This is a genomic window from Mesorhizobium sp. WSM4808, from assembly GCF_055811675.1.
The window spans coordinates 173,494-185,768 of the sequence record NZ_JBVVQX010000006.1 but is presented as its reverse complement, the minus strand read 5'-3'; the positions used below and the strand labels follow the sequence as shown (position 1 = coordinate 185,768).

At 61.8% G+C, this 12,275-nt stretch carries 12 protein-coding genes and 1 pseudogene; 3 read left to right on the top strand and 10 right to left on the bottom strand.

The features are described from left to right. Positions 1-55 precede the first annotated feature (55 nt). The 9 genes from AC0L2U_RS13270 to AC0L2U_RS13230 all read right to left on the bottom strand — a co-directional run bounded on the left by AC0L2U_RS13270 (position 56) and on the right by AC0L2U_RS13230 (position 8,172). Complete coding sequence (locus AC0L2U_RS13270; RefSeq protein WP_127809258.1) at positions 56-904, bottom strand: IS3 family transposase; 849 nt, start codon at positions 902-904, stop codon at positions 56-58. Then, entirely contained in the window at positions 853-1,203 is a 351-nt protein-coding gene (locus AC0L2U_RS13265) for a transposase (protein WP_127809257.1), read from the bottom strand. The genes AC0L2U_RS13270 and AC0L2U_RS13265 overlap by 52 nt, the downstream gene beginning before the upstream one ends. A gap of 149 nt (positions 1,204-1,352) precedes the next feature. Beyond that, positions 1,353-2,438, bottom strand: a complete 1,086-nt coding sequence (locus AC0L2U_RS13260) for an ABC transporter ATP-binding protein (RefSeq protein ID WP_127268316.1) — start codon at positions 2,436-2,438, stop codon at positions 1,353-1,355. A gap of 106 nt (positions 2,439-2,544) precedes the next feature. After that, positions 2,545-3,648: an ABC transporter ATP-binding protein gene (locus AC0L2U_RS13255; RefSeq protein WP_128289236.1), complete on the bottom strand. Its 1,104-nt coding sequence runs from the start codon at positions 3,646-3,648 to the stop codon at positions 2,545-2,547. Then, positions 3,645-3,866, bottom strand: coding sequence for a hypothetical protein (locus AC0L2U_RS13250; RefSeq protein WP_127268335.1), 222 nt, complete (start codon positions 3,864-3,866; stop codon positions 3,645-3,647). Before AC0L2U_RS13250 ends, AC0L2U_RS13255 begins: the two co-directional genes overlap by 4 nt. Further along, a complete protein-coding gene (locus tag AC0L2U_RS13245) occupies positions 3,863-4,822 on the bottom strand; it encodes a carbohydrate ABC transporter permease (protein WP_473602008.1) in 960 nt (319 codons plus the stop codon). Before AC0L2U_RS13245 ends, AC0L2U_RS13250 begins: the two co-directional genes overlap by 4 nt. 1 nt (position 4,823) lies before the next feature. Continuing rightward, positions 4,824-5,729: a carbohydrate ABC transporter permease gene (locus AC0L2U_RS13240; protein ID WP_023812446.1), complete on the bottom strand. Its 906-nt coding sequence runs from the start codon at positions 5,727-5,729 to the stop codon at positions 4,824-4,826. Positions 5,730-5,799: 70 nt separating this feature from the next. Further along, positions 5,800-7,116, bottom strand: a complete 1,317-nt coding sequence (locus AC0L2U_RS13235; RefSeq protein ID WP_023812445.1) for an ABC transporter substrate-binding protein — start codon at positions 7,114-7,116, stop codon at positions 5,800-5,802. Positions 7,117-7,476: 360 nt separating this feature from the next. Then, complete coding sequence (locus AC0L2U_RS13230; protein WP_127809255.1) at positions 7,477-8,172, bottom strand: TetR/AcrR family transcriptional regulator; 696 nt, start codon at positions 8,170-8,172, stop codon at positions 7,477-7,479. A 112-nt stretch (positions 8,173-8,284) separates the two neighbouring features. On the opposite strand from AC0L2U_RS13230, the gene AC0L2U_RS13225 reads away from it, so the two are divergent. The 3 genes and pseudogenes from AC0L2U_RS13225 (at position 8,285) to AC0L2U_RS13215 (ending at position 10,781) form a co-directional block, all read left to right on the top strand. Next, positions 8,285-9,481 carry a Tm-1-like ATP-binding domain-containing protein gene (locus AC0L2U_RS13225; RefSeq protein ID WP_473602007.1) on the top strand — a complete coding sequence of 399 codons (1,197 nt, stop codon included), beginning with the start codon at positions 8,285-8,287 and terminating at the stop codon, positions 9,479-9,481. Between the two features lie 13 nt (positions 9,482-9,494). Next, positions 9,495-10,355, top strand: a pseudogene (locus AC0L2U_RS13220) (phosphoenolpyruvate hydrolase family protein); the annotation flags it as partial. 9 nt (positions 10,356-10,364) lie between these two features. After that, entirely contained in the window at positions 10,365-10,781 is a 417-nt protein-coding gene (locus tag AC0L2U_RS13215) for a cupin domain-containing protein (protein ID WP_128363562.1), read from the top strand. Between the two features lie 209 nt (positions 10,782-10,990). On the opposite strand, the gene AC0L2U_RS13210 is transcribed toward AC0L2U_RS13215, so the two are convergent. Next, positions 10,991-12,181 carry a M24 family metallopeptidase gene (locus AC0L2U_RS13210; RefSeq protein WP_292141543.1) on the bottom strand — a complete coding sequence of 397 codons (1,191 nt, stop codon included), beginning with the start codon at positions 12,179-12,181 and terminating at the stop codon, positions 10,991-10,993. Positions 12,182-12,275: the final 94 nt, after the last annotated feature.

Sequence of the window (12,275 nt, the reverse complement as noted above, 5' to 3'; positions counted from 1 at the left end):
CATGTCGCCCAAAAGTGACCTCGGTTTGGAGTGCGCCCCTGGGGGTGGACACTGATCAGGCTGCGGTTTTGCCCGTCTGCCGGATATGTTGATCCTCGAACTGTTGCGGGCTGAGATATCCCAGCGCCGAATGGAGCCTGCGTTTGTTGTAGACCTGGTCGATGAAGTGGGGAAGGTGCTCGGCAACCTCCTCGAAGGTTTCAAGCGCCATCGGATAGACCGCCTCGAGCTTCAGGGTCTTCATGAAGCTCTCCGCTTTGGCATTGTCATAAGGATTGCCCTTGCGGCCCATCGAGCCCGCCAGACCGTGGCCGGCGAGAAGCTGCCGGTAAGTCTCGGCGGCATATTGGGAGCCGCCATCGGAATGGTGAACGCAGCCTGGCGGAGGCTTTCTGCGCTCGATTGCGGCGCGCAAGGCGGCGCCCGTCAGGCGAGCATCGATGGCGCGGCTGATGGCGTAGCCGACGATCATGCGCGACCAAACATCGAGAATGATGGCGACGTAGACGAAGCGGACCGGTAGCGCGACATAGGTGATGTCGCCGACCCAGAGTTGGTTCGGACCGGTCGGGACGATGTCCTTTGCCAGATTGGGGAAGATCGGACTGTTGTGATTGCTGTCGGTCGTGGCGACGAACCGGCGTCTGACCTTCGGTTGCAGGTCGTGATCGCGCATCAGGCGGCGGATCTTCTTGTGGTTCACCACAAAGCCTTGCTGGCGCAAGGCCGCGCTCACGCGGCGATAGCCATAAAACTCGAATTCGTCGCAGATCGCGAACATCGTCTCAACGATAGCGGTGTCATCGGCCGGCCATTGCGGACGGTCATAAAAGGTCGAACGCGCCAGATCCATCAGCCGGCATCCTTCGGCGACGGAGAGGCCGGGGGGCCGATGATGGCGGATGTAGTCCCGCTTTTCGGCCGCGGAGCGCTTTTCAGAGCCCCCTTTAGAAACTCCAGCTCCAGAGCCTGCTTGCCGACCAGCCGCTCAAGCGCGGCGATCCGCGCCTCATATTCCGTGATCAGAGTGGCCGAAGCCGTATCTTCATCGAAGCCGCCTGCCTCATACTTGCCAATCCAGACACCGATCAGGGTGCGGGTGATGTCATGCCGTTTCGCCAAACTGTGCAGCGTCTCGCCCGACAGGTATTCCTGCACGACCTGACGCTTGAACGTGATGCTGTAGCTACGATGTCTTGCCATGGTTCTCTCTCCGAAAACCCGACAGCCATGGTCAATTCCTCAGGACGATCTGTCCACCCCCAGGGGCGCACTCCAATTTTGGGAGAACGACATGCACAAAAACAAAGACCTAAAGCGCGTCGCATGAATCCGTTTCAGCGCGACGCGCTTTATGAGGCGTGTCGCAAGCTGACGCCGCTGCCCTTGTCGAACAGCACCACCTTGTCGGGGTTCCAGGCAAAGCGCACCGCCTGCTCGATGGCGACGTCGGTCCTGGCCGGCACGGTGGCACGCAGTGTCGCGTCGCCGACGCGCAGCGTCAGGATCTTTTCGACGCCGTGGTTCTCGACGTCGTGAACATGCGCCTCGACCGGCGCGCCGCTCTCGAGATAGACGTCCTCGGGACGAATGCCGAAGACGAGCGGGCGACCGTCGGTCGCCCCGCCCGCTTTGGCTCCCCCCGAAAAAGGCAGTTCGAAGTTCAACGGAGCCATCACCGCGCGGCCGTTCACAAGCTTGCCGTCGATGAGGTTCATCGGCGGCGAGCCGACGAAGCTCGCCACATAGGTATCGCGCGGATTGTTGTAGATCTCGTGCGGCGTGCCGGTCTGAACGATGCGGCCATGGTTGAGCACGCCGACCTTGTCGCCCATCGACATCGCCTCGATCTGGTCGTGGGTGACGAACAGGAAGGTGGCGCCGAGCTGCATCTGCAGGTTCTTCAGTTCAGTCCGCAGCGCCTCGCGCAGCTTGGCGTCGAGCGCAGACAGCGGCTCGTCCATCAGGAACACACGCGGCTTGCGCACGATGGCGCGGCCGATCGAGACGCGCTGCATCTCGCCGCCGGACAGCCGATCCGTCTTGCGGTCGAGCAGGTGCTCGATCCGCAGCGTACGGGCGGCACGGTCGACGCGATCCTTGATCTCGGCGTCGGGCAGCCGGCGAATTTTCGGCTTCAGCGGGAATTCGAGATTTTCGCGCACCGTGTAGCGCGGATAGAGCGAGTATTGCTGCAGCACCAGCGCTACGTCACGCTCGGCCGCACCCCAGTCGGCGACGTCGACGCCGTCGATGAAGACCTGGCCTTCGCTCGGCTTTTCCAGGCCCGCGATAAGCCGCAGCGTCGTCGTCTTGCCGGCGCCCGTCTCGCCCAGCAGCACGAAGAACTCGCCATCGGCAATATCGAGATCGAGCCCGGTGAGCGCAGTGTGGTTGCCGAAAGTCTTCGAGATGTTCTTGAGCTGGATATGGGCCATGTCTATCGTCCCGATCTCTTTTTCGAGGGCGTCTGCCCTCCGCTATAGCTCCGGGCGTTCGATTGTTCGAAAGGCCAAGTCATTGGCCTTTCGTGTCCTTCAGCCATCACAATCTCACTCCCAGCGACTTGCCGCTTGCCGTGTCGAAGAAATGCGCTTGGGCCGGATCGATCCTGGCGAACACCTTCTGGCCGGGACCGGCGACGAAGCCGCTCTTGGTGCGTGCGCGCAGCATCTTTGAGCCGACCTTGAGATCGACAATGTCGAAGGAGCCAAGCGGCTCGACGATCTGCGTCTCGACCGGCAAAAACCCCTCCGTCGCCTCGCGGCGGATGAGAACGCCTTCCGGCCGGATGCCGAGCGCGAGCTGGCCGCCTGCATGGCCGTTGAGCTTCGACAGCAGCGCCCGCGGGAACTCGAAGCCGGCGGGAGCCCCGCCGACCGTCACCGAGACCGAGGACGCCGTCTCGGCGACTGCCGCATCGGCGACGTTCATCACCGGACTGCCGACGAATTGCGCCACGAACAGATTGGCCGGGTGCGAATAGACCTCGTCGGGCGAGCCGACCTGCTGCAGCACGCCTTCATGCATGATGACGATGCGGTCGGCGAGGCTCATCGCCTCGACCTGGTCGTGCGTCACATAGATGGTCGTCGACCCTTGCTTGATGTGCAGCCGCTTGATCTCGGCCCGCATCTCCTCGCGCAGCTTGGCGTCGAGCGCGCCGATCGGCTCGTCCATCAGCATGGCCTTCGGCCGCCGCACCAGCGCCCGGCCAATGGCGACGCGCTGCATGTCGCCACCCGAGAGCGCCGATGGCTTCTTGTCCAGCAGATCGGTGATCTGCAGCGTCTTGGCGACGGAGCGAACCTCGCTGTCGATCTCCGTCTTGCTCTTGCGCGTGGCGCGCAAGGGGAAGGCGATGTTCTCGTAGACGCTCATATGCGGATAGAGCGAGAACGACTGGAAGACCATGGCAATGTCGCGGTCGGCGGCCTTTAGATGCTGGATCGGTTTGCCGTCGATGAGGATGTCGCCCTCGTCGATCGTTTCCAGCCCGGCGATGGCCCGCAGCGTCGTCGTCTTGCCGCAGCCCGACTGGCCGAGCAGAACGATGAACTCGTTGTCGGCGATCTTGAGGTTCAGGTCCTTGATGACCTGGACGGCGCCGAAGAATTTCTGGACGCCGCGAAGCTCGATCTGGGTCAATGCTGTGCTCCCGGATTGCGCACCTGGCCGGTACCGGCCTTTTCCTCAGGCGCGATCTTGGAGGTGACGTTGAAGCCGACCAGCCCGATCAGGATGATGGTCAGGCCATATGTGTGCAACAACAGGTTCCAGGGCTGGCAGAGTGCTATGATGCCGAGCACCATCAGCACCTGCGAACCGGGCTCCAGATATTTCTGGTTGATGGCACGAAAGCTCATTTGCGAATCGCTCCGAAGGACATGCCGCGCAGCAGATGGTTGCGGAGCAGGAACGTGAAGATCGCGACCGGCAGCAGGAATAGAAAGGTTCCGGCGGCGATCACCGTCCAGTCCGGCAGGCCCGAGCCGACCTGGCTCGGGATGAAGGGCGGTGCGGTCTGGGCGCGGCGGTTGGTCATGATCAGTGCGAAGGCATATTCGTTCCACGCGGTGATGAAGCAGAACACCGCGGTGGCGGCGATGCCGGTGGCCGCCTCGGGCAGCACGATCTTGAAGAAGGCCTCCATGCGCGTGTAACCGTCGACCAGGGCCGCCTCTTCATACTCTTTCGGTATCTCATCCATAAAACCCTTCATCAGCCACACCGAGAAGGATAGGTTGAAGGCGGTGTAGAGGATGATCAGGCCCACATGCGTGTCGTTGAGGCCGACCGCCCGGTACATCAGGAACATCGGGATCGCCACCACCACCGGCGGGAGCATGCGTGTCGACAGGATGAAGAAGAGCAGGTCAGCCTCCCCCTTCACCTTGAAGCGCGAAAAGCCATAGGCGGTGAAGGTGCCCATGCCGACCGCCAGCACCGTGGAGGTGATGGCGATGATCAGCGAGTTCATGAAGCGGCTCGGATAGCCGGACCATTGCACCTGGCCCTTGCCGTCGCGCACGATCTTTTCACCGCCGTCGAAGACGACGCGCTCCCACCAGGGCGCTGCCGCATACTCTTCCGGCGTCGGCGCGCTGCGCAGTTGCGAGCGCTTGGTGAACAGTTTGACGAAGGGCGATATCTCCGGCTGGAACACCACCGTCGGCGGGATGGTCGTGGCAAGATTGCGCGGCTTGAACGCCGTCGAGGCGATCCAGTAGATCGGCGCCAGGAAGATGATCGTCACCAAAAGGACGACGACGATGGCGACGCGATTGAAGGCGATTTCGGAAGAAGTGCGGACGGCGGCCATCTCAGCGCTCCTTCACCTTGTTGAGGTATTTGACGTAGATGTTGGTGATAGCCAGCACCATGATCAGCACGATGTAGGCAAGCGCGCAGGAGCGCCCGGTCTGCCATTCCTGGAACGCCATCTTGTAGAGCCGGATCGAGATCACCTCGGTGGTTGGCTGGCTGGTCAGGATGTAGGCGAGATCGAAGGTCTTGAACGCCTCCATGGTGCGGAAGATGATCGCGATCATCAGAATCGGCGCGACCAGCGGCAGCGTAATGCGAAAGAAGGTATAGAACGAGCCGGCGCGGTCGATCGCCGCCGCCTCGTAGAGGTGCTTCGGCACTGCCGACAGGCCGGCAAGCGACAGCAGCATGACGAAGGGCGACCACATCCAGATGTCGGTGATGGCAACCGCGTAGAGCGCCATGTCAGGGTTGGACAGCCACTCGAAATTGCCGAGGCCGAGTGCATAGTTGATGACACCCCATGACGGATCATAGAGCAGTTTCCAGAACAGACCGACGACGGCCATCGACAGCATCATCGGCAACAGCAGCAGTGTCGTCAGCAGGCCCTTCAGCGGGATATCGCGGTTGAGCAGCAACGCCACGCCAAAGCCGACGATGACCTGACCGACCACGGAGACGATGACATATTTGGCGGTGATGGCGAAATTCGACCAGATGAACGGGTCGTTCAGCAGTTCGCGGTAATTCTGCAGTCCGACGAAATTGGCCGCCGCCGGGCTCGACGCGCGAAAGTCGGTGAACGAATAGCCGAGCGAATAGAGCAGTGGAAAGATGTTGAAGACGATCAGGAAAACGATCGTCGGAATGATGAAGAGATTTCGGATCGTGAGATCGCTCATGCCGCGGGTGGCGGAGCGCGAGTTGGGATCCAGCGTGGTCATGACTGCAGTGGCCAAGGCCAGTTCCTTCCTTGAGAAAAGAAAACGGAAGGGGTGGGCTCCCACCCCTTCCGAGCGTTAGTACCGCTTACTTCACGCGGTTGTACTTCTTGAACGTCGCGTTCCAGTCCGCGGCGAGCGAATCGAGCACTTCCTTGGCCGTGCCCTGATTGCCGGTGATGTACGGATAGACGCGTTGGTTCATCGCGATGAGCAGCTCGGCATATTCCGGCGTCGCCCAGAAGTCCTTCACCTTGAACATGGTTTCGTAGAAAGCCTTGTTGTAAGGCGTGGCGTTCTGGAATTCAGGCGACTCGAGCACCTTGGCACTTGCCGTGTAACCGCCGAGTTCCGCCCACTTCTTCTGCGTCTCGTCTTTGATGAACCATTCCAGGAACTTCATCGCCTCTTCCTTGTTGTTGGAATAGGAGATGACGGAGATGCCCTGGCCGCCGAGCGCGGCGAACTGGTCGCCGTTCGGGCCGGCAGGGTTGGCGAAGAAGCCTGTGTTCTTGGCATTCGGGTTCGAGGCTTCGTTGATGAGCGCCGGGAAGAAGGCGAAGTAGTTCATACTCATCGCAGCCAGATTCTCGGTGATCGCCTGGTTGTCCTCGATGAAGAAGCTCTTGGCCCAACCAGGAGGTGTGAAGGAATAGAGTTCCTTGTAGACCTCGAGCGCCTTGACGTTCTGATCGGAGTTGATGATCCCGTCGACCTTGTAAGTGGCATAGTCGCCAAGTTCGCCGCCGTAGGAGAAGATGGCGTTCTCGACGCCCATAACCAGGGCATCATATGAATTGTCGGTGTAGATGGCGACGCCGTAGCGCTTCTGGTCGGGACGGTGGAAGAATTCGGCAATGTCGCGCAGCGCCTTGAAATCCTTCGGCACGCCGAGATCGTAGCCATACTTGGCCTTGAACGCTTCCATTTCCTTGGGGTCCTCGAACCAGTCCTTACGGTAGGACCAGCCGACTGCGTCACCCTCGGCCGGGATCGACCAGTACTTGCCGGAGGCCGACGGATATTCTGCGTAGTACTTGACAGTCGCCGGCGCCATCACCTCCTTCAAATTATGCTTGTTGAAGAAGTCGGTAAGGTCGACATAGTGGCCCGCCTCGGATGCGGCACCGATCCACTGCGAGTCGCCGACCACCATGTCGTAGGCGCTGCCCTTGGCGTTGAACTCGGTGAATGCCTTGGTCTGGAAGTCGGACCAAGGTGTGGTTTCGACCGTGACCTTCACGCCGGTCTCGGCCTCGTAAAGATTGACGAGTTCCTGCAAATAGTTCGCCGGATCCCATTCCGCCCAGAATATGGTGAGTTCTTTGTCCTGCGCGTAAACGGACGTTCCGCAGGCAAGCGTTAAGCCGATACCAGCAAGTGCGCTGGTCACTAACTTGCGCATAATGATTTCCTCCCTTGTGCGCGTTCTACCTTATCGTGCGAGCCGGCAACGGGGCCGGCCCTGGTAGTTCCTCCCGTGATCGCACCTTCCCGGTTTCGAGCCTCCTCGCCCCTGCCGGAAAATGGATCGCAGCCCTCACTTTCGATCCGCTTTTCTGATCCAATCTGGTATTACCAATTTTGCATGCACGTCAAGCCCTTTCTTGACAGCTTGACGTGGTCATTGCCATCGGATTCCGGCTTTATCTGCCTGTTTTACCAAGATTTTCCTACTCAGTGATATGATTGGGTATTGTCCGACACCCCACTCAACGGCTAAGATCAGTAGCGTGCATGCCAATCTGGTCGAACCAGATAGGCTCTATTTCATGACTGCCTTCGGATCGGGGCTGCCTCCTTCATCGATCGATTCCGCGACTGCCGCACGCACCAGCGCCCCGGCTGCCCACTGTGCGACCGCCCTCGTCCGGCGGCTGTCCAGTCCCCAGATATCCTTGAGCACAATCAGCACCTCGACGCCGAAGATCAGCGACAGCGCCTGCGCCAGCCGCTTGAAGTCGCGCGGCGGCAAACGGCCCTCGAGCGGCGCGATCGCATCTTTCAGCAAGTCGATGCGGTGGCCGCGCGTAAAGGCGGGCTCGCCGCCCAGCGTGCCGGCCTGACGCCGCGCCCATTGATCGAGCGACAGCTTCAGTGCTGCCTTGAACGTGGCCTCGAAGGCCTCGATGCGCGGCATGGCCGTATCGAACAGCTCCGCGACCCGGCGCTCGGCATCGGCGGAGGTCGATTGCCAGGTGAGGATTGGCCCCAGCCCCTCGTCGACGACGGCCTGCACCAGTGCCGACTGGCTCGGGAAGTAACGATAGGCGGTGGCACGGGAAACCTCGGCCGCCTCGGCGACCTCGCTGACCGAGGGCGTGACGCCCGCCTGCATCAGCCTTGTTGCCGTCTCCAGCATCAGCCGTTTGGTCCGCGCGCGCGGACCACGTTCGGGCACCGGGCCGGTTGCCCGTTCAGCGTCGTCGCTCGCAGCGGATTGTTGACGTGAGACATTCATGCCAATACGATACGCGCGTCTCAAAAATTTGCAATGGTGTCCGCATCGTCGAGTGGCCCGGGCAATGAGCAATGGGGGCGGCATCGCGCCTGCCAGGATCGGGGGAGCGCAAATGAAGCGTATTTATGTGGTGGGTACCGCGGACACGAAGGGCGAGGAGCTCGCCTTCCTGGCCGATGCGATCACTGCTGCGGGCGCCATCGTTTGCCGTGTCGATGTCGGAACGCGCGACGCAACCATCCCCGTCGATATCGGCGCTATGGAAATCGCCGACCATCATCCCGGCGGCCGTGACGCCGTGCTCGGCGGCAATGACCGTGGCGCCGCGGTCGCCGCGATGGGCATCGCCTTCGCCCGCTTTGCCCCATCGCGCAACGACGTCGCAGCCATGATCGGCATCGGCGGCGGTGGCGGCACATCGATCATCACGTCGGGCATGCGCGCCCTGCCGCTCGGCTTGCCCAAGATCATGGTCTCGACGCTCGCCTCCGGCGATACCGCACCCTATGTCGATGTCTCCGACATCATCATGATGCCAGCGGTGACCGACATGGCCGGACTGAACCGGCTCTCCCGTGTCGTGCTGCACAATGCCGCCCAGGCGATCGTAGGCATGACAACCAAGCCGGCGCCGCCACCCGACGGCAAACCATCGATCGGCCTCACCATGTTCGGCGTCACAACGCCTTGCGTGACCGCCATCGCCGACCAGCTCCGTTCCAGATATGACTGCATGGTCTTCCACGCCACCGGCACCGGCGGCCGCAGCATGGAAAAGCTGGCCGACAGCGGCTTGCTGTCCGGTATCGTCGACATCACCACGACCGAAGTCTGCGATCTGCTGTTCGGCGGCGTGCTGCCGGCGACTGACGATCGTTTCGGCGCCATAGTTCGCACGGGGCTGCCCTATGTCGGCTCCGTCGGCGCGCTCGACATGGTGAACTTCTGGGCGCCTTCGACCATTCCGGACCACTATCGCGGGCGGCTTTTCTACGAGCACAATCCCAATGTCACGCTGATGCGCACCACGGCGGACGAATGCCGTGCGATCGGCGAATGGATCGGCACCAGGCTCGCCCGCTGCGGAGGGCCGGTGCATTTTCTCATCCCGGAAAAAGGCGTCTCGGCGCTCGACATCGACGGCGGCGCCTTCTTCGACCCGGAAGCCGACGCCGTTCTGTTCGAAGCCATCGAGCGCACCATCCAGCCCAACGGCAAGCGCCGCGTGACACGCCTACCGCTGCATATCAACGACCCGGAATTCGCAAAGGCTGCAACATCGGCCTTCCTCGACATCGCCAGACAGTGAGAGATCTCAAAAAATGCCCGCCATACCGCGCAAGGACATATTGAAGAAATTCAGGGGGATGATCGACAAGGGCGTGCCGATCGTCGGCGGCGGCGCCGGCACCGGCCTGTCGGCGAAAGCCGAGGAGGCCGGCGGCATCGACCTCATCATCATCTACAATTCCGGCCGCTACCGCATGGCCGGGCGCGGCTCGGCCGCTGGCCTGCTCGCCTATGGCAATGCCAACGAGATCGTCAAGGAGATGGCCTATGAGGTGCTGCCGGTGGTCAGACACACGCCTGTGCTGGCCGGCGTCAACGGCACCGACCCGTTCGTCATCATGCCGCTGCTGCTGGCCGAGCTGAAGACCATGGGCTTTTCCGGCGTGCAGAATTTTCCCACCATCGGCCTGTTCGACGGCAGCATGCGGCAAAGCTTCGAGGAAACCGGCATGGGCTTCGGCCTCGAGGTCGACATGATCGCCGAGGCGCACAAGCTCGACCTCTTGACCACGCCCTATGTCTTCAACCCCGACGAGGCCCGCGCCATGACCAAGGCCGGCGCCGACATCATCGTCGCCCATATGGGCGTGACGACCGGCGGCTCGATCGGCGCCACCTCAGCCAAGTCGCTCGACGACTGCATCGTCGAGATCGACGCCATCGCCAATGCCGCGCGCTCGGTGCGCAAGGATGTCATCCTGCTTTGCCATGGCGGGCCGATCTCGATGCCGGACGACGCCCGTTACATCCTCTCCCATGCCAAGGGTCTGCACGGCTTCTATGGCGCTAGCTCGATGGAACGGCTGCCGGCGGAAGCCGCGATCGCCAAACAGACGGCCGATTTCAAGGCGGTGACACTTGGTGGCCAGAAGACCACGAAGAAAAAAGAAGGGATGAAAGAGATGACCGACAAGAGCAAAATGTTTGTCTACCCGAAGGACGTCAGCGCCTTCGGTTTCGACTGGGGAAAATTGGCGCTGACGGTGGCGCCGGAGGTGAATGGCGCAACCCGCTTTTCCGGCGGCGTGGTCGACCTGCCCTCCGGCAAGGGCCACACGCGCCACAACCATCCGGGCGCGGAAGAAATCATCTTCGTCATCTCCGGTCATGGCGAGCAGATGGTCGAGGACGAAAAGGGCAATCCGGTGGTGGCAGAAGTCGGCCCCGGCTGCACCATCTATGTGCCGGAAAGCCGCTTCCATTCGACGCTCAACACCGGTGACGGGCCGATGCAGCTTTTCGTCGTCTATTCGCCGGCCGGGCCTGAACTGGTTTTGCGTGAGCTGCCGGATTTCAGGCTGATCCCGCCGGGGCAGTGATGAACTTGTTCAAGGGTAGCGCTGCCCCTCATTGTCCTGCCGGACATTTCTCCCCGTATAGTGACGGGGAGAAAGACGCAGTCATCGGCGCTTCGCCAATTTTCAACGCCACCAAATAGGTGCCGAGGGCGCGGCTGCCCCTCTTCTCCCCGTCACTATACGGGGAGAAGGTGCCGGCAGGCGGATGAGGGGCAGCGCCCGCCTTCGTCCTAAAGAGTACCACCCCTGTTCCAGCCCCGACCCCGGTCGCCGAACATCGCATAACCAGCATCCGTCACCGCCAGCGTGTCCTCCAGCTTGATGAAGCCCCGCGTCGGGTGAAGCATGGTTGTCTCCACCGACAGCACCATGTTCCTTTCCAGCGGCTTGGCCGCATAGGTGCCTTCATAGGTCACCGGGTGGTTGGTCATCAGGAACGGCGCCTCGTGCGTGATCAGGCCCATGCCATGGGCGAAGAAATCCGTGTAGGCCGCGACCTTCGAAGCCTTCAGCACGCCCTCGGCATGGGAAATCATGTCGCCGCCCAGCGTGCCCGCTTTGACTTTTGAGAAGGCCGCCTGCTGCACCGTCTCGACCTCGGCCAGCAGATCTTCCAGTTCGGCATCCGGTTCCCCGAGAATGCCCATCCGGCAGAGGTCGCCGATATAGCCGTGATAGTTGCCGCCGGAATCGATTGACAGCACCTCGCCTTGCTTCCACGCCTGCGGCGAGGCGGCGCGGTTGTGGCTGGAGCCCAGCGTCAGCAGGCAATATTCGAAATGGATGCCGCGATTGGTTTCCTCGCGCCGCAGCTGTTCGATGATCTCGCCCTTGGTCGTGCCTTCGCGCGCCCAGGCTATGGTCGCCAGCATGGAATCGGTGATCAGTTCAGAGGCCGTGCGCAGCTTCTCCAGTTCGGCATCGGTCTTGATGGCGCGCATGCGCTCCAGCATGTCGGTCGCATCGATCAGCCTGGCGTCCGGCAACGCCTTGCGGATCAGCGTATAGGCGTCCGACGGCAGGAAGCCGGGCTCGATGCCGATGCGCGCGCCCGCCTTGCCGATCTTCTGCAGATGCTCGACCGCAAGGTTGGCGGCGTCGAGCGTGCCCCAGCAGGCGGCGTGCAGCGTCGGCGTCCAGAACGGGTTGTTCTGATGCTCGCCGCCCTCCATGCGGTTGCCGATATAGGCGGCATGGTCCGGCCCGCCCTTTTCGTACACCATGATCGGCAGGTATCGGCTGTGGCCGATCGCATCCATGGCGGCGAAGAAAATGAACTTGTAGCCGCCCAGCAGGTATTGCGTGTTGTGCTTGGAGGTGGCGAGCAGCACATCGATGCCGGCCTCCTCCATCAGCCGGTCGACCCTTGCCTGGTCGAACGGGATATTGCCGACCGCATTCTTGCCCGGAGCAATGTTCATCTGTCTCTCCCTGAATAGCCGGATCGCCGCTGTTCCGCTCCCGATCCCTTGGCAGCGGTCAAATCTGCACCATTTTGCCCGTTCTGGTCCAGCC